The organism is Microcoleus sp. bin38.metabat.b11b12b14.051 (assembly GCF_013299165.1).
Taxonomy (GTDB): domain Bacteria; phylum Cyanobacteriota; class Cyanobacteriia; order Cyanobacteriales; family Microcoleaceae; genus Microcoleus.
Genome location: NZ_JAAFKD010000014.1, coordinates 166,737 through 184,754 on the forward strand (window position 1 = coordinate 166,737; position 18,018 = coordinate 184,754).

13 protein-coding genes are annotated in these 18,018 nt (G+C 45.3%); 7 read left to right on the plus strand and 6 right to left on the minus strand.

Annotated features, from left to right (window positions below; all coding sequences use genetic code 11):
• Positions 1 to 510: 510 nt before the first annotated feature.
• The 3 genes from QZW47_RS16775 to QZW47_RS16785 all read right to left on the minus strand — a co-directional run bounded on the left by QZW47_RS16775 (position 511) and on the right by QZW47_RS16785 (position 4,840).
• Positions 511 to 1,803, minus strand: a complete 1,293-nt coding sequence (locus QZW47_RS16775) for an ATP-binding protein (protein WP_293128809.1) — start codon at positions 1,801 to 1,803, stop codon at positions 511 to 513.
• A 260-nt stretch (positions 1,804 to 2,063) separates the two neighbouring features.
• Positions 2,064 to 4,382, minus strand: coding sequence for a tetratricopeptide repeat protein (locus QZW47_RS16780; RefSeq protein ID WP_293128811.1), 2,319 nt, complete (start codon positions 4,380 to 4,382; stop codon positions 2,064 to 2,066).
• Between the two features lie 290 nt (positions 4,383 to 4,672).
• On the minus strand, positions 4,673 to 4,840 hold the full coding sequence (locus QZW47_RS16785; RefSeq protein WP_293128813.1) for a hypothetical protein: 168 nt from the start codon (positions 4,838 to 4,840) through the stop codon (positions 4,673 to 4,675).
• On the opposite strand from QZW47_RS16785, the gene QZW47_RS16790 reads away from it, so the two are divergent.
• Positions 4,816 to 8,322: a glycosyltransferase gene (locus QZW47_RS16790; protein ID WP_293128815.1), complete on the plus strand. Its 3,507-nt coding sequence runs from the start codon at positions 4,816 to 4,818 to the stop codon at positions 8,320 to 8,322. The genes QZW47_RS16785 and QZW47_RS16790 overlap by 25 nt on opposite strands.
• A 370-nt stretch (positions 8,323 to 8,692) precedes the next feature.
• Positions 8,693 to 10,021, plus strand: a complete 1,329-nt coding sequence (locus QZW47_RS16795) for a beta-xylosidase (RefSeq protein WP_293128817.1) — start codon at positions 8,693 to 8,695, stop codon at positions 10,019 to 10,021.
• Positions 10,022 to 10,255: 234 nt separating this feature from the next.
• On the opposite strand, the gene QZW47_RS16800 is transcribed toward QZW47_RS16795, so the two are convergent.
• Positions 10,256 to 10,555, minus strand: coding sequence for a contact-dependent growth inhibition system immunity protein (locus tag QZW47_RS16800; protein ID WP_293128819.1), 300 nt, complete (start codon positions 10,553 to 10,555; stop codon positions 10,256 to 10,258).
• A complete protein-coding gene (locus QZW47_RS16805) occupies positions 10,552 to 11,088 on the minus strand; it encodes an RNase A-like domain-containing protein (RefSeq protein ID WP_293128821.1) in 537 nt (178 codons plus the stop codon). The genes QZW47_RS16800 and QZW47_RS16805 overlap by 4 nt, the downstream gene beginning before the upstream one ends.
• Positions 11,089 to 11,335: 247 nt before the next feature.
• Between QZW47_RS16805 and rfbF the strand changes: the two genes are divergently transcribed.
• The 5 genes from rfbF to QZW47_RS16830 all read left to right on the plus strand — a co-directional run bounded on the left by rfbF (position 11,336) and on the right by QZW47_RS16830 (position 16,785).
• Positions 11,336 to 12,112, plus strand: coding sequence for a glucose-1-phosphate cytidylyltransferase (rfbF, locus tag QZW47_RS16810; protein ID WP_293128823.1), 777 nt, complete (start codon positions 11,336 to 11,338; stop codon positions 12,110 to 12,112).
• Between the two features lie 204 nt (positions 12,113 to 12,316).
• On the plus strand, positions 12,317 to 13,492 hold the full coding sequence (locus QZW47_RS16815; RefSeq protein WP_293128825.1) for an acyl-CoA dehydrogenase family protein: 1,176 nt from the start codon (positions 12,317 to 12,319) through the stop codon (positions 13,490 to 13,492).
• Positions 13,493 to 14,135: 643 nt separating this feature from the next.
• The gene (locus QZW47_RS16820; RefSeq protein ID WP_293128827.1) at positions 14,136 to 14,867 is read left to right on the plus strand and encodes a cyclase family protein; all 732 of its coding nucleotides are present in this window, start codon (positions 14,136 to 14,138) and stop codon (positions 14,865 to 14,867) included.
• Positions 14,868 to 15,016: 149 nt separating this feature from the next.
• The gene (locus QZW47_RS16825; protein ID WP_293128829.1) at positions 15,017 to 15,763 is read left to right on the plus strand and encodes a DUF1995 family protein; all 747 of its coding nucleotides are present in this window, start codon (positions 15,017 to 15,019) and stop codon (positions 15,761 to 15,763) included.
• A 248-nt stretch (positions 15,764 to 16,011) separates the two neighbouring features.
• Complete coding sequence (locus tag QZW47_RS16830; protein WP_293128831.1) at positions 16,012 to 16,785, plus strand: metallophosphoesterase family protein; 774 nt, start codon at positions 16,012 to 16,014, stop codon at positions 16,783 to 16,785.
• A 238-nt stretch (positions 16,786 to 17,023) separates the two neighbouring features.
• On the opposite strand, the gene QZW47_RS16835 is transcribed toward QZW47_RS16830, so the two are convergent.
• Complete coding sequence (locus QZW47_RS16835) at positions 17,024 to 17,875, minus strand: M48 family metallopeptidase (protein WP_293128833.1); 852 nt, start codon at positions 17,873 to 17,875, stop codon at positions 17,024 to 17,026.
• Positions 17,876 to 18,018: the final 143 nt, after the last annotated feature.

Genomic DNA, 18,018 nt, shown 5'->3' on the forward strand with positions numbered 1-18,018 from the left:
GGCAGTTATTAAATTGCACATACACCTACGTCGGCCACATACGTCGGCGGTGAGATTGCGGTGCGAGCGCTTGCTACAAAAGCTTTGTTTAAGACTTATGACTATATCACAAACCAACTCCGCTGTCAACGCGATGTTTTTTTTATTCTAACTGGTAATTTCTACAATTTCAAAAAAAGAATGCAACAGCACGCAAGCTCTCAACCCCAAGCGCCATAACTCAGTCGATTTTAGATTCAAAAATTGAACGATCAGAGATTTACTGCACAGATATATGTCGGGGTTTGAACAGGATTATCAAAATCGGACTGGTTGCGCTTGCTGTTGGAAAGCAAGCATCAGTTTTTGGGCGGGTAATGTCCAACTCTTTAATTGTTTAATTAAAAATCGCCAATATAAAATCGGATTAACTTCTACCTTCTAATTTCCAGATTATAGCTTTATATATATAATTTAATTCAGCTTACGCTGCCTTCAGCTTTCTAGATAAGTGCCTGCATAATGTATCAATTAAGGGAGAGTAAAATAAAAAGTTGAACCTCGACCCGATTCCGATTCTACCCAAATACTTCCACCGTGACGTTCCACAATCTTTTGACAAATTGCTAAACCAATGCCTGTCCCAGAATATTCTCTTTGAGTGTGCAAGCGCTGGAAAATTTGAAAGATGCGTTCTTGATGCTGCGGAGCAATGCCAATGCCATTGTCAGAGACAGAAAATAACCAATTTTCTTCCTGTTTGCAAGCTATAATATGCACTTCCGGCGGTGCATCTTGGCGATATTTAATTGCATTACCGAGTAAATTTTGAAAGAGCTGCACGAGCTGAGAAACATCTCCCATTACCGCTGGCAGTTCGCTGTAAATAATAACTGCTTGAGTGCCGCCGATTGCCCCTTGCAGGTTAGCGATTGCTTGCTGCACTACATGATTGCAATTTGTCAGTTGAAAAGGTTGCCGGCTGCGGCCAAGTCGCGAATATTCGAGCAAATCGTCAATTAAAGTTTGCATTCTGGTGCAGCCGAGAACGATATTGCTAATAAACTTAATAGCTTGGCTGTCCAGTTGGTCTTTGTAGCGTTTTTCTAAAAGTTGAGCGTAGCTAGCAATGGTTGCTAAAGGCGCTTGCAAGTCGTGAGAAGCCACATAAGCAAATTGTTCTAGCTCCGCATTAGAACGCGCCAATTCTTGGTTAGATTTTAAGAGAGCAGATTCGGCGCGCTGGCGGTGCGATATCTCTTGTTGGAGGAGCAAATTTTGTTCTTGGAGGGCTTTTTCAACGGCGAGGCGGTTGCTGATTTCTAGTTCCAGAATTTGGTTTTTTTCATGAAGAGTTTTTTCAACAGCCAAGCGGCTGGTAATTTCTTCTTGAAGCAGCACATTTTGTTCTTTTAGCTGCTTTTGTAACTTCCGCAGGGTGAGGTGACTTTCGATGCGGGCGAGAACTTCTTCAAACTGAAATGGCTTGCTGATGTAGTCAACTGCTCCCACAGCAAAGGCGTTTACTTTATCGAATAATTCATCTTTAGCGCTGATAAAAATTACCGGAATTTCGCGAGTTTTAGGTTCCGATTTCAGGTGTTGGCAGACTTCGTAGCCGTTCATTTCCGGCATCATGATATCGAGCAAAATCAAATCAGGCGGATTAGAATTGCAAGCTCTCAGAGCCATTTGACCGTTAATAACGCAGCGGGGTGCATACCCCCGATGAGTCAACATCGTAGACAACAGACGCAGGTTTTCTGGAGTATCATCTACTACTAAAATGTTTCCTAAGGGTGTCTCTTCTGGTTGAGTCTTCATTGATTATTTGCCGATTTCAAAATTAGTTAGAGTAAGGATTGCCAATGATGCAAGTAGATGTAATCGATGGAAGAATGAATTCTTAGGCAGTTTCAGTAATTAATAACTTATGCAGTATTTTTTGAGGTTGCTATATTTTATTGTGGGCTAACACAAAAAAATACTGTAATTTGGGCGAAAAAAAAATATTGTTTAGCTCATAAACCTGTTCGCCCGCCGTTAGTTTTTGGGAAGTGCTGTTGTTTTTTGTTGGCAAGTATTCAAACCTGCAATAGGAGAGTCAGAGCATTATTGTGCCAAGTCAATCCTTTATCTAAAACCTTAAATCCAGCTACTTTGCACATAGATTCTAAAGCAGAAGCTGTAGGCAGCCACCACCACGGCCCAAAGTCATTGATGTCAAAAACTGCTTTCTGAAGCAGTCCAAAAATTGGTGTGCCGTGGGTGTATTGCTGCCAGTAAGCTGTTAAGATAGCTCGTTCTGCTTCGCCCAAAGCGGGAATGAATATTACCCCAGAAGCTGGAATTTGATAACGTCCCCGCTCGTTTTCTATAAGTTCTTGGGTAATAGCTGAAGTTAAGATTAAATACTCCCCAGTGATTTGACGCAAGCTAGTTAAGATTTGCAAAGGGTGGGGATGATGGTACAAAACTCCTGCACAGTGGACGACACCGTAAGGCTCGCCAATTTCGGAAAGCTGAATCTCAGTTAGATCGCGACTGATACAATTATAATTAGCAATATTTAAACTTGCCATACGTGCGCGAAAATCTTGCCAAAATTCTGCTGCTGCGGGTGTAACATCAATCATTGTTAGAGAAACGGCACCGTATTTGTTGGCCACGGATACTTTTTCGTTGACTGTTCCCCACAATCCACCGACTTCTGCAAAAGTGCGATTTTTGACGACTCGAGCCAGGTAGCGATCGCGAATATCCTCAGCCTCCAGCTCTAATAATATACGGAGATCGCCCGATGAGTGCTTTTTCTCCAAAATATCCGCCAATTTCCCGGATATTGCTGCATCTTCGGGGCGAATTTCTAAAGCCATCAAGTACAAAACACTGGCTGCATCGAGCCGATCGCTCTCGGCAAATTTTTGACCAATTTCGCAGTAAAATTCAGGGGCTTGCAGCGGCTGCAATGCGTGGTGATAGTAGCTGGTGGCAGCGTTTAAACCTGCTGGAACTCTTTTGATCAGAGCATCGCCTAACTTGGTGTAGATATTGGGGAGATCCGGCTGAATTTGCAGCGCGCAAAGGTAAGCAGAAACAGCCTCGTTCCAGTCGTGTATCTGAGTCAAAGCATCGCCTAAATTGTAATAAGACCAAGAAAGATTGGGGTTGAGTTCAATAGCACGCTGATAAGCGGTAGCTGCGGCTTTCCACTGCTGGGTTTTTAACAGTGCTTCTCCTAAGTTGTGGTAAGTCCAAGAAAAATCAGGATTGAGTTCGATCGCCCGCTGGTAGGCGAAGGTTGCTGCCAACCAATCCTCAATTTTAACTTGAGTTAAAGCTAAATTATAGTGAGACCAAAAAAAATCAGGATTGAGTTCGATCGCTCGCTGGTAGGCTGTGGCAGCTTCCGGGAATTTTTGTAGTTGAAAAAGTGCATCTCCCAACTTATGAAAAGAGCCAGAACAATTGGGATCTAAGTCAACAGCCTGCTGGTAGGCTGCCGCAGCTTCTCCCCATTGTTTTAGTTGACTGCAAGCTTCGCCGATGCTGTAGTAAGACCAAGAAAATTCCGGGTTAATTTCAACAGCAGTGCGGTAGACGATCAGAGCTTCGTGCCATTGCTCTAACTTCAGCAAAACTGCGCCTAAATTTGAATAAGACCAAAAAGAATTCGGATTTAATTCAATACTTTCGCGGTAAGCTGCCTCGGCTTCGCGCCAGAGTTCCTGCGCTTGCAAAACATTGCCTAATTTGTAATAGAACTCGGAGATATCCGGCTGGAGTTTAATAGCTTTGCGGTAGTTGACAATAGCTTCATCCCACTGTTTTAACTCGCTAGCTGCGGCCGCTAATTGGCAATAAGCCTCGCAAAAGCTGGAGTTTAAATAAATCGTGCGGTGGTAACAAACCATCGCTTTTTCTGGCTTGTTTTGTGCCAGCAACTTATTGCCAAGATCGAGATATTCTTCCGCTATTTCGCTCGGTTCCACCATCAGTGCTTGATACCAGCAATCTGTGGCTTCCTCGGCTTGACCGACTTCGGTAAATATCCGGCTCAAATTGCGGTAAAATCCTGCAAAGTCTGGTTGTAGGGAGATAGCTTTTTGGTAACAGGCGATCGCCTCTTGCCATTGTTGCAAACTAGCGCAGAGCGTGCCGAGGTTAGCATAAGCTTCAGCAAAATCTGGTTTCTGGGCGATCGCAACTTTATACCAGTAGCGCGCGTCTTCTAGCTTACCCTGAGCTTGCAGCGCCTTTCCCAAAGTTTTGCACGTCTCGGCCGAATCCGGGTGGGATGCCAAAAAATCGGTACCTAGGGCGATCGCCTCATCCAATTTTCCTGTTGCCAAATAAATTTCTGCTTGTTTCTGTAAATCAACGGCTGCTGTTTCTGAGCTCACTTTTCGCGTTCCTGTTTAGTAATAATTTTCAGTATAACTTGAGAACAAAACTTGTCCGCTCCTGGCCTCGCACACAGACATCTCCGTAGCTGTGAATACCCGATCGCCTGCACTAGATTTGTGCGATCGAACTTTAAGTTAATTTAACAGAATTTCAGCACCAACCAATTTAGAATAAACTAAGATAGCAATCAGTTAAATAAATCCACGTAAAAAAACGCAAAATGCAGCTCGCGATCGAGCTTGCTGTGTATATCTTCTTCCTTATTTTTACCCGATCGCGAACTCTGTCATGCCTTCTTCCTTCTTCCCTCTTCCCTCTTCCTTCTTCCCTCTTCCTTCTTCCCTCTTCCCTCTTCCTTCTTCCCTCTTCCCTCTTCCTTCTTCCTTCTTCCTTCTTCCTTCTTCCTTCTTCTTAACAGCGAGGTAAATAATGTCAGCAGCGAATCAGATACCACAAGTCAGCGTAATTATACCAGCATACAACGGATCTCGCTACATTGTACAAGCCGTAGAAAGCGCTCTAGGGCAAACCTTTACAGATTGCGAAATTATCGTTGTAGACGACGGTTCGACAGATAGCACCCACCAAGTATTGCAGCCTTATCTTGACAAAATTCGCTACATACATCAGGAAAATCGAGGAGTCGCGGCCGCGCGCAACCGAGGAATTCAGGAAGCCAAAGGCGAATTCATAGCTTTTTTAGATCAAGACGACTTCTTTTTTCCAGATAAACTAGCAGCACAAATAGCCCTATTTCGCCAGCAACCATCCTTAGGAATTGTCAACAGCGGCTGGCGCATAGTCAACCAGCAAGGCGAGATAATTTCAAATATAAAACCTTGGGAGTATTTCCCGAAATTAGATTTAGAAACTTGGGTAGTACAAATGCCCGTACTTCCCAGCGCCATGATGTTTGCGCGCCAGTGGCTAGAAATAGCAGGCGGATTTAATTCAGAGTTTGATTCAGTAGACGATTCAGATTTAATGCTGCGTTTGGCAGTGTTGGGTTGCGAAGCAGCTTGGCTGCCTCAAATCACAGTATCCTACCGCCAGCACGACCAAAATGTATCTATAAAAAAAGCCTTGAAACAAGCAAATCTTTTTATTGCCTTAAAACAGCAATTTTTCGCAAAACCAGATTTGCCGCAGCACATCCGCGAATTAGAAAAGCCAGCTTTTTACGAAGCATTGACGTGGATGGCGTGGCAATTGTACTATAGTAACTATCCAGTTGAGGCGGTTGAATTTTACCAGAAATCTTTCTCTTACAGTCCTTATCCTGCTAGACAAACAATCACCGATTGGCTAAAACGTCTGACTGCTATTGCTGAAACTTACGGAATCACAATCGACTTTGAATCCTTACGAAACTTATCACAATGGAAAAAAATAATGACTAACATACTTCCCTCAAAAACACCGCGAGTCAGCGTAGTTATCCCGGCGTACAACTGCGATCGCTACATTAGCAGAGCCGTGGATAGCGTTGTCAACCAAACTTACCAAGACTGGGAAGTTATTGTCGTAGACGACGGTTCTACAGACAATACGAGACAATTTTTAGAGCCTTACCGCGATGTAATTAACTATGTATATCAAGAAAACAAAGGAGCTGCAATAGCTAGAAATCGCGGGTGCGAACTGGCCAAAGGCGAATTTATAGCTTTTCTCGATGCTGACGACTTTTTCCTGCCAGAAAAACTCGCCAAACAAATTGCTTGTTTTGAAGAATTCCCCTCTTTAGGGATGGTGCAAAACGGCTGGTTGATGGTTGATGAACATGGCAGAGATATCTGTGCAGCGATGCCTTGGGAAGCCACACCCAACTTAGATTTAGAAACATTTGTTGTCTACAAAACTGTGCGGCCCAGCGCCATGATGCTGCGGCGCGAGTGGTGGGAACGTCTGGGCGGTTTTGACCCTCGCTTTCCGCCCACCGAAGATTTAGATTTTGCTTTGCGTTTGGGTTTGAAAGGGTGCAAATGTGTTTGGTTGAAAGAGATATTAACCTGCTACCGGCAGCACGATCGAAATTTGATGTCCGGCGGGCAAAAAGTGATGAAAAGTATGGAAACTGTGATGGAGCAGTTTTTCGCTAGACCAGATTTGCCCGATCGCATTCGCAGACTAAAAAAGGCAGAACGCTACAAATGCTTAGTGTGGATAGCGTGGCGGATGTACCGCGACGGATATTTAGCCGAGATGGTCGAGTGCTTGCAAAAATCTCTGTACTATACTCCTTTTACTGGCACGGAAACAGTATTTAAATGGTTGGAAAATTTTCGAGTGGCTTCGGAAGAATACGGCAGTAACTTTGATGCTTATGCCTTAACCAATTTACCAGAATGGCAAAACATAGTGGTAGAGGCTGCCAACAATATCTATCAATTTAAATCTGCGCCTAGTTCAAATTACCGCAAGCTTGCAGGACACGTACTGCTGTACGCAGAAGACCACGGAATCGGCGGTTTAGCGCAGTTCAACCACTCGCTGCTGTGCAAGTTAGCAACTGACGGCTACCGCGTTACTAGCGTGCAAACTAGAACTTCTAATCCTTTAATTGCCGAACAGCAGCAGCTAGGTATCGAGCATATTTGGCTGGAGTTCGATACAATGAAAGAGTTTTTGCGAATTGCTTACAATTGTACGGATGCTGAAAAAATATACGCGCAAGCTAAACCTGATTTAATTATATTTAGTGACGGCTGGCCGCTGGCGAATTTTGCAGCGAAACAAGTTGCGATCAAACAAAACATACCTTATGTAATCACTCTCGGTTATATCGATCGCACTTATCAAACTTTCAACCGCGGCGATCAGATTCCCTACTTCGATGCAGTGTCCTACCAGTACGGTTTAGCTAAGGCTGCGATCGCTGTTTCCCACGAGAACTTAAACTTGTTCAAGACTTTGTTTAAAACACCTCTGGAACGGGGAAAGGTGATTTATTACGGCAGGCCAGACAGTTATTTTGAGCCGCCCAATCTGTCAAACCGCCAGCGCCTACGCCAAGAACAAGGCATCCCCGAAGATGCTGTGGTTTGTTTCACGGCGGCGAGACTGACTCCAATTAAAGGATATCAGTATCAATTGCAGGCGATCGCCCAACTGAAAAATACTTCCATTTGGCCGCAGCTATACTTTGTTTGGGCCGGCCCGGGTGCCACTACTCACGATAACATGGAGCCGGAATTGCGATCGACCGTCAGTCAATTGGGAGTCGCCGAACAAGTTAAATTCTTGGGCCAGCGGTGGGATATTGCCGATTGGTTGGACGCCAGCGACATCTTTATTTTATGTTCCGAAGCAGAAGGAATGCCGCTCGCAATCATGGAAGCAATGGCGAAAGAATTGCCCGTAATTGCTACAGCAGTCAGCGGCATTCCCGAGGAGTTGGGAGACACCGGAAAGTTAATCGCCGATCCCAAAGTTTACCCCCAACAAACAGCACGGGAGTTAGCAGAAACTGTGGAGCTGTGGGCGCAAAATCCAGAATTGCGGAGACTTGCAGGACAAGCTTGCAAACAGCGGGCGGCAGAAATGTTCAAGGAAGAACGGATGCTTGGGGAATATGCAGAAGTCATCGCACAAGTGTTATCTGTGAGCAGCAATCGAGATAAATTTGCGATCGCCCCGAAAGCCCAAAAGCTGCTCCAGCAAGTTGACAGTATGCTCTACTACTACTATCTAGTATGGCAGGCGTGGCAAGCTTTCGATCGCGGAGATATGGCTGGGATGGTGGATAAGTTGCAGTTATCTTGGAAATGCACGCCGCTGTTTACAACGGAAACTATTTTGAGTTGGGTCACAAATTTTGTGATGCTATCATCAGAAAAGGGCGTTAAACTTGATACTTACTCGCTCACTCATTCCGCCGAGTGGCAAGAATTAATCGCCTCGATTCAGGGTTTGGAATTTGCTTTGTCTGTTTGTTAGATTTATTGGATTTTAGCTTCCTACAAATCGGTTTGATCCTGCGGACTTTAGTCCGGATTTCCTACAATAGACAAGATTGCAAAAGTCCTTTTAATCAAATTTTGGAACAGGCTCTCCGGCCTGTTTCACATAAAAAAAATTGTGGAACAGGCCGGAGAGCCTGTTCCTAGCTATTTTTGCAATCTTGTCTAATATTTGGAAGCGGACTGAAGTCCTCACTACGAACCTTAGCCCAGAAATACAATCTACAATAAATATTTGGGAGCGGACTGAAGTCCTCACTACGAACCTTAGCCAGAAATACAATCTGCAATAAATATTTGGGAGCGGACTGAAGTCCTCACTACAAACCTTAGCCAAGAAATACAATATGCAATTCACATTCAAGTTCAAACCTATTCATAAGCTGCTGCCAATTTGCTTGGCTGCGGTAACTGTGCTGTTAATCGCGTATTTTGGGCAGCCAAGGGCGATCGCCCAATTGCGATCGAACGTGATAGTCGATTTTCGACAGCCAGCCACCGCTGTCACGTCCATGAGCGGCATCTTGCACGGCATCGACCCCACAAAGCCCCCGGATAGCTCGATCAAACCCTTGCAGCCGAAGCTGTGGCGCGCGGGAAGACTCGATGTTTACGATCGAGTAATCGCCAGCGGAGCCGAATTTCAACTATTAGTTAGCGACTTGTGGGGCTACGGCAGCAATCCCAAAGGCTGGCCCTATCAAAATTATCCCGAGTGGGAAGCCTTCATCCGACAATTAGCCCAGCAAAACAAAGGCAAAAAAATTATTTGGGATATCTGGAACGAACCAGATTTAAAAAATCCGTTTTGGAAGGGAAGCAGACAACAATTCTTTGAAACCTACAAAAGAGCTTACAGAATCTTGCGGGAAGAATTGGGGCCGTCAGCCATGATTGGCGGGCCGAGTATCAGCACTTACAACAAAGAATACCTTACGGAATTTTTGGATTACTGCAAAGCGAACAAACTAGAAGTAAATTTCCTAGCTTGGCACGAACTCAATGATACAATAATATTATTTATTGACGACCACGTAATCGATGCAAAACGCAATTTTCAGCAAAGTCCTTTTTATCGGGAACTGAAACTGCAAAAAATTTATGTCAACGAAATTGTTGGGGAATTAGCACAGTACCAGCCGGGGGAAATTTTAGGTTATTTGTCTAACTTGGAGTATGCAAAAGCTGATGGTGCTTGCAGAGCTTGTTGGGATACAACAGCAGCTCCAAAAGTTACCAATTGCTTCAACAACACGCTGACAGGGATGGTTGCGCCTAATACTTTTGAGCCGAGGGCTGCTTGGTGGGCTTACAAGGCTTATGCTGACGGAGTAAATTCGCGGGTGCTGAGCCGATCGGATAACGATCGCCTAGTTGCTTTAGCCAGCAAGTCAAATCCTGAAGGTAAAGCACAGGTGCTGCTGGGTTATTTCGATAGCAATTATTCCTCAGCAACAACAGTTACTTTGAATCTGGCAAATTTGCAGTACCTAGGTATTCCAAGCGGTCAAAAAGTTACTCTGAAATTAGAGAAGATTCCCAACAATCTAGAAGCCCCCGTGCAAAAGCTGGTTGTGGTGAAAGAAGAAAGTATTTCGGTTGTGGGAAATAATTTGACTTATGTTATTCCTAATTTCAAAGTTCATGAAGGTTATTTGCTGACGATTAAGCCGTAGATTTCCCTTAGTACCCTAAAAAAAAGGGGGACAATACCGCTAGAAGTCAACCGCTAATCCACGACGATCCCCTGATCGTGTTTCGCTCAAAAGCGAGATTTCTCTATTGTGTAAAAATCTACAAAGTCAGGACTTACGCACACCAAGGCCAGAAACCGGGTTTCTCGTAGATTTCTAGTTGATCAACCAATATTTTTCAGAGAAACCCGGTTTCTTTGCGTAAGTCCTGAAAGTTTAGCTGGGATTATTCAAAGATTGTTGTACTGATTCCAGCCACTCTCTGACGGTTTGATTGTCCGATGTTGGGTCATAGTAACAGCCTAATTCATCGAGGACGAATGTTTCTAAGTCGGCTGGGGCGATCGGCATTTCTAGCAATTTGCGAAGTTCTTGCGATGCAGCTTCAATACTTTCGGGTGGTTCGCTGTTGAGGTAGTTGTTGACTGCATCGCTGGGAGTGTCAGCTTCTAGCGGCCAATCTTGGTGAAAGTAAGAGCCCAAAAATTGGGTTAAATGAGGAAATCGATCGATCATTGGGGATAAGCGGTGAGAATAAAGTATCCGGGAGGTAATTTGGGGCTGCGCTGGAGGATAATTTTCAGCCGAGATGCTGAAGTTGCTTTGGATTCGCGGCGGCGCAGACTAATCCCAATTGTGCGGTTGGTGTTGTAGTCGATCGTATAACGATTGCCTCCTCTTTTAACCCAGGAGTCGATCGCACTTTGTTTTTGACTCATGGCTTCGGAAATCGCCGCTTCAGCCAGGGAACGGTCAGTAAACGAAGATGCGGCAGAAATTCTCTTGTCCTTGGCGAGTCGCTGTGCTAGTTCTGCTTCTGTTTTACCAACGTGTCTTTCTAAAGTGTGCCCTCCTGCGGCTTCGTGAACGTCCAATCCGCCGCCCGGTATCCTAGGCACAAAAGCTACTGTGCTTTGTGGTATATTTGACGATTTGCCCGCAACAACAGCGTAAACACCCGGTATTGCGGAGTGGAATAAGATTGTTATTGAGGCGATCGCGCACAGGACGGCTAAAAATTTTTTTAGGCGATCGACTTGAGTTTTCATTGCTATTTCTTGTCTTCAGTATAGTTGTCTGCTATTTTTGTCTGTTTCCTACTTTAGCATTAGTTATTTAAGAATTGCGCGGTTTCCCCTATGCGACGCACAGTGCCAGGTCATATTTATTGATAAAAATCTACGAGTTTGACACTTTACAAAGCTTCACTTAATATTAAATTTAGTTAATAATTCTTTGAACAAATTCCCGAGAATTGATGATAGATTAATTGATAATCTTGAGAAATTTGAAAAAATGCAAGTAGTTATCCTGGCTGGCGGTCTTGGTACTCGTCTCAGAGAAGAAACAGAATTTCGCCCCAAACCTCTAGTTGATGTCGGCGGGCGTCCGATTCTTTGGCACATCATGAAAACCTATGCCCACTATGGCTTCTCAAACTTCATTGTGTGCTTGGGCTATCGCGGCAACATGATCAAAGAGTATTTCCTGAATTATGAAGCCATGAACAATGACTTTACTATCTGTCTGGGGCGCAAAAATAGCATTACCTATCACCAGGAACATCGCGAGCAAGATTTTCATGTAACTTTGGCTGAAACTGGCGCCGAAAGCTTGACGGGAGGGCGGGTAAAACGCATCGAAAAATATATCGATAACGATAATTTCATGGTCACTTACGGCGATGGAGTAGCTGATGTCAATATTCAGGAATTGATCGAGTTTCACAAGTCCCACGGTAAGCTGGCAACTGTTACTACTTTTCGCCCGATTTCTCGTTTTGGAATTTTGGATGTAGACAACGAGGGTCAAGTACGAGAATTTGCCGAAAAACCTCAAATAGACGGCTGGATTAGTGTTGGATATATCATATTCAACCGCAAGATATTTGAGTATTTGGATGGAGATGACTGTGTTTTAGAACAGGAGCCGATGCAGCGTTTGGCAGCAGACGGACAGTTGATGGCTTACCGTCATGATGGCTTCTTTTTTGCGATGGATACTTATCGGGAATATAAGTATTTAAACGAACTTTGGGATGAAGGAAAGGCTCCTTGGAAAGTCTGGGAATAAGTTGGTTTTGGGGCGGGTTTTTCTGCCCGCATTCCCAAAGACAAGACGGCGGTTGAAACCGCGTCTACAAAAACGAAGTCTGCCTCCGCAGACTGAATAAAATAAAGTAATTTTAATCGTCTTGTCTTCAACCCACGGAGGTGCGTGAGTGTTTGTATAGACGCGGTTTCAACCGCCCAGTATTCTATAAAATCATCATAAAAAATGAGTTTTCAAGATGTTTTGGAGAGCACAGAAACTTATCTAAAAGAGTGCGTCGCACCCCGCGCGGAAATTATTGATAGCGACTCGGAAGCGCTGAAAATAGCACTTACAGGATTGGAAAATCGATCGCTCTTAGCGCTGCGAGTTCCCCAAAACTGGGGCGGCGCCGACATTCCACCGCAGTTTTATCACGAATATCAGGAATTGACGGCGCGATATTCCGGCGCTTTGTGTTTCCTGCAAACTCAGCACCACAGCGCAACAGCGATGCTGGCTAGCAGCGACAATGAAATGCTAAAAACCAGATACCTGCGCGCGATCGCCCAAAAAGAGTTACGCTTGGGTGTTGGGTTTTCGCATTTAAGGCGATCGGGCAATCCGGCTGTCACCGCAACTCCGGCAAAAGATGGCTATTTACTGTCGGGTAATGTTCCTTGGATCACAGGTTTTGGCTTGTTTGAAAAGTTTGTTGTCGCTGCTGTACTTCCCGACAATCGCGCTGTTTTTGGTTTGTTACCTTTGAGCAATATTCAACAAGAATACGGTGACAATAAATCAGTTATGAATGTGGTTCAGGCTAGAATAGAGGACGGGCAAGATGCCCATCCCACAACTGATTTAGAGTTGCTATCCGGCAAAATAGCTGTTAGCGAAGTTATGCAATTAATCGCAATGAACTCGACTAATACTGTGACAGCAACTCTCGATAATTGGTTGTTGCAGGAATCGGAAATAATTTCGATTAAACCTGTTGGATGGATAGCTGAAAATGATAGCAAAAATATCTTAAACTTTGTGCCGGCTACTTTTGGTTGTATTCGAGCGGGATTGGATGCAATCGCAGCAACGGTGGCTGCTAAAAACTCGCCTGTGATTGCGGCGGCTTGCCAAAAATTAGAACAAAAGCTCGATCGGCTAAAACAGCACTTCCTACAATCTCAACATAGCTCAAAAGCCGAACAATTAGCCCTCAGAGCCGAAGCTATTGATTTAGCAGTGCGCTGCGGGCACGCTGCTGTTGTAGTTTCCAGCGGTGCGGCTAACGGTACCCTGCACCCGGCCGGCAGAGTTTATCGAGAGGCTTTGGTGTATAGTGTTTCCGGGCAAACAAAGGACGTGATGCTCTCTACGCTCGATCGGATTACCAATGAATCGATTTTAGATTTTAGATTTTAGATTTTAGATTGCTCGGATTGTAGATTGTAGGGTGCGTCAGCTCGAATAATTTTCGAGTCGAGCGCTAGACTAATGGCTGACGCACCGTATCATTATTAAAACAACGCGACTATTGTAGGGTGCGTCAGCTCGAATAATTTTCGATACGAGCGCTAGACTAATGGCTGACGCACCCTACCATTAAAACAACGCGACTATTGTAGGGTGCGTCAGCTCGAATAATTTTCGATACGAGCGCTAGACTAATGGCTGACGCACCGTATCATTATTAAAACAACGCGACTATTGTAGGGTGCGTCAGCTCGAATAATTTTCGATACGAGCGCTAGACTAATGGCTGACGCACCGTATCATTATTAAAACAACGCGACTATTGTAGGGTGCCTCAGCTCGAATAATTTTCGATACGAGCGCTAGACTAATGGCTGACGCACCGTATCATTATTAAAACAACGCGACTATTGTAGGGTGCCTCAGCTCGAATAATTTTCGAGTCGAGCGCTAGACTAATGGCTGACGCACCGTATCATTATTAAAACAACGCGACTATTGTAGGGTGCGTCAGCTCGAATAATTTTCGAGTCGAGCGATCGACTAATCGCTGACGCACCGTATCATTAAAATAACATGAATTTTTGTGTCGATGACCAACAACTTCAAATCAAACAATTTAAAAACGATCGCCTACCGCGACATTATAGACTTAAGCCATGCAATTCATCCAAACATTCCCATCTGGCCCGGAGATCCAGCCCCAGAATTTGAAACCGTATCTCAAATAGAAAAAAACGGCTATTTCCTGCGAAAATTCTCAATGGGAGAACACAGCGGCACTCACATCAACGCACCCAACAGCTTCGATCCCGCAGGGGCGAGTGTTGACTCTCGTGCGCCACAGTCGCTAGTTTCGCCCGCAATTGCGATCGACATTCGATCGCAATCTCTTGCCAATCCCGACTACAGTTTAACTATAGATGATATATTAAATTGGGAACAGCAGCACCAACTTATAGAACCCGGAAATCTCGTTTTATTGTATACTGGCTGGCAAGCAAAATGGGATGACCCACAAGCATTCTTCAATCCCGACGAACGCGGGATTTGCCACTTTCCCGGATTTGGCAGAGCAGCAACTCAATTTTTGCTAGAAGAGCGCTCGATTGGCGGAATTGGAACCGACACCCACGGAGTCGATCCGGGACAAGATGAAAGTTTTGCCGTTAACAAACTAATATTGCAACAGCAGCGAATTGTGCTGGAAAATCTGGCAAATCTGCATTTGTTACCTGCGGCTGACTTCACTTTGGCGATCGGCATATTGCGCCTTTTGGGAGGTTCCGGCTCACCCGTGTCTGTGTTAGCTTTTGTAACTTAAGCGGCGGCACATTTAAATTGGATTTTGGGGCGAACCCTGAGCATCACCCAAATCATAATTTGATTATTTCTTAACAGATAATGTCAGTGCCGATCGAGCTTATTACGGTAAAATTCGATTGAGAGAAGTCGAGTAAAATAATCATAATAATGACACAACTGCCCAAGGATATCAACGATGCGATCGCCCAATCTCGCATTGCAACCGCCGCCGCCCTCTCGGATGGCAAAAATCTGCTGCAAGTCGAATTAGTATTTCCCGAAATCGCACTGCAAGCACAGTCGATTACCCAACAGTTTATCCCAGAATTAGAGGCAAACTTTTCGGGAATTAAAGTCTTTTTTCCAGATACCGGTGCGGCCGCCCTCGCCCGCCGCGACTGGGGAGAAACACCGTTTAAAGTGACTGATTTGGGCAGCAGCCGCACTCCTGTTGAAGATAAAATAGCACCGGAAGATAACCTGTTTTTGCTGATCAATCCCGCAGCCGTAGAAGTGGCGCAAGTTGAAAAACTTTACATAGCTGCGGCAGGCCGCCCTGTGATCCTGCTCAACCCGCGCCTCGAAGATGTTGCTACCATAGGTATAGGTTATGCAGGTCGTCAATTGCGCGATCGATTCCTGAGCAAAATCGAATCCTGCTACTACATCAGACCCCTAGACAGTGCTGCTTTATTCCGCTGCTACCCGCAACCGTGGCAAGTCTGGCTGGAAACAAACGACGAATACGAATTGATTTCGGAAACTGCCCAAAAACCCGTCGGAGACGATTTAGAGCGGATTTTAGCTAAAGCTATGGGAAGCGCAGATCCAGACTCCACCGCACCTACAAAACCGCTAAAAAAGAAAGGTTTTTTGGCAGAGCTCCAGACATTCTTGAAAGCTTTGACTCAGTGACAGCAGTTAAGGCGCGATCGTACTTTAGGGTGCATCAGTAACAGCAGTTGCAGAATCTCGCTTAACAGCTTGCCTGTGTTGCTATCTGTAGCTAGGCAAATAGATATTGGCGAGCTTTACTGAATCTTTATCTAAAGCAGTATAATGGGTGACACCCCTCCTCTGCAAAAGAAGGGAGAGAATAGCAGGAAAATCATATGCTCTCAGCTAGTAATTAAAGTTTTGAGCCAGGGAAGCGGATAAATACAGTGGATCACCGGCGCATTGTTATCGGGGACGTACACGGACATTACGACGGGTTAATGCTTTTGCTAGAGGCACTAGCCCCGAGCTCGGACGATCGCGTCTATTTTTTGGGAGATTTAATCGATCGCGGGCCCAAAAGCGCCCAGGTATTAGATTTTGTGCAGCAAAGCCCCTACCAAACTTTGCTGGGAAACCACGAACAACTGATGTTAGAAGCTTTGTCGGGGCCGCAGGTGGATATGCGGGCGTGGCAATCTTGGCTGTACAGCGGTGGGGATGCGACTGTCGCCAGCTACAGGGATACAGGGATGATGCCGTACAAACACTTAGATTGGCTGCGATCGCTCCCTACGTACTTAGACTTAGGGGATATCTGGCTGGTGCACGCGGGCGTCCATCCCACAATGCCAATTAACGAACAGTCGATCGAACAATTGTGCTGGATTCGCAAGGAATTTCACACAATACCAAAACCGTATTTTCCCAATAAATTAATTATCACCGGCCACACGATCACCTTTACCTTTGAGGGCGTGAGGCCTGGTGAATTAGTCAGGGGCCAAGGGTGGTTGGATATTGACACGGGCGCTTATCATCCAAAAAGCGGCTGGCTGACTGGATTTGACCTCAGTTATCGCAGAGTTTATCAAGTAAATGTGTTTAACAATCAAGTGCGAATTTTGCCGTTTGATGAAGTTGTCAGACAAGTGAAGCCGCAAATTCCTCCTCCGAAACCTCAGATCGGCTCTGTTGTTCAACAGGAAGCTTCTATGTAGCAGTTTTAAATCGATGAAATACTGCAAGGAAACGGCATTGCCGCGTCCTAGGCGGGGTATGCTTCATATCGATCGACTGCTTTACGGGTTGGGGATGCGTCAGCTTGAGTTCGCCCTTGAATGCAACTCAACCACCGCTAACGCACCCTATCAACCTGATTTATTTTTAAATGAACCGCGAAGACGCTTTCATGCGCGAAGTAAGAAAAGAGAAGAGAATAGCGGCTAACCGCCGGAGTTACGATCGCAACAGCCGGCGCATTTCTAGCTGATAATCGCGATCGTTCAAACCTTCGCCGCTTGCTAGATCCGGATCTACAGCCTGGGAAATCGCAGCAATTCGATCGCTAGTAGCTGGGTGAGTGCTCAAAATGCTCGGCACTGAAGGCTGACTCAGCAACTTTTTCATAAAATCAACCATCCCAGATTGAGCGTAGCCCGATCGCCCCATTGTTTGCAAACCCAACTGATCGGCCTCATATTCAGCTTGGCGGCTGTGGGGGCGGCGCAAAGCCAATTCCACCCCAATCTGCACCGCCCGAGAACCATCGAGCCCAGCCGCTGAAGCTACACCAGAGGCGATCGCCATTTGACGCATTTGTTTAATCGAGTGGCGGGCGCTAATATGTCCGATTTCGTGGGCGATGACGCTTGCTAATTGCGCCTCGTTATCCGCCGCCGCCATCAAACCCTTATTTACATAAACAAAACCGCCCATCGTCGCAAAAGCATTAATATCGTCGTTGTCAATCACCTGAAAAGTATAAGGAATATTCGGGCGATCGCTTTCCCCGGCCAGCCGCTGACCGATGCGGTTGATATATACTGTAGCAGCGCGATCGCCGTAAATTTTCACTTCCTGGCGTGTCAACTGCTGGTTGATTTGTCGGCCAACTGTCACCTCTTGGCGATCGGACAAATTCGACAGTTGAATAACTTGAATCCCCCGAAAAATCAATTCCGGTAACGAAAATGCTTGAGTAGGTTCTGGCGAAATCACGCAGATACCCGCAGCCACAATCACCGACAGCAACAAATAAATCCCCCGGCCACAACTGCGCCGACAAGTTAACCAGATTTTTTTTAACATGATTGATATGTGCTAAAAGAAGGAAGAAGGAAGAAGGAAGAAGGAAGAAGGAAGAAGGAAGAAGGAAGAAGGAAGAAGGAAGAAGGAAGAAGGAAGAAGGAAGAAGGAAGAAGGAAGAAGGAAGAAGGAAGAAGGAAGAAGGA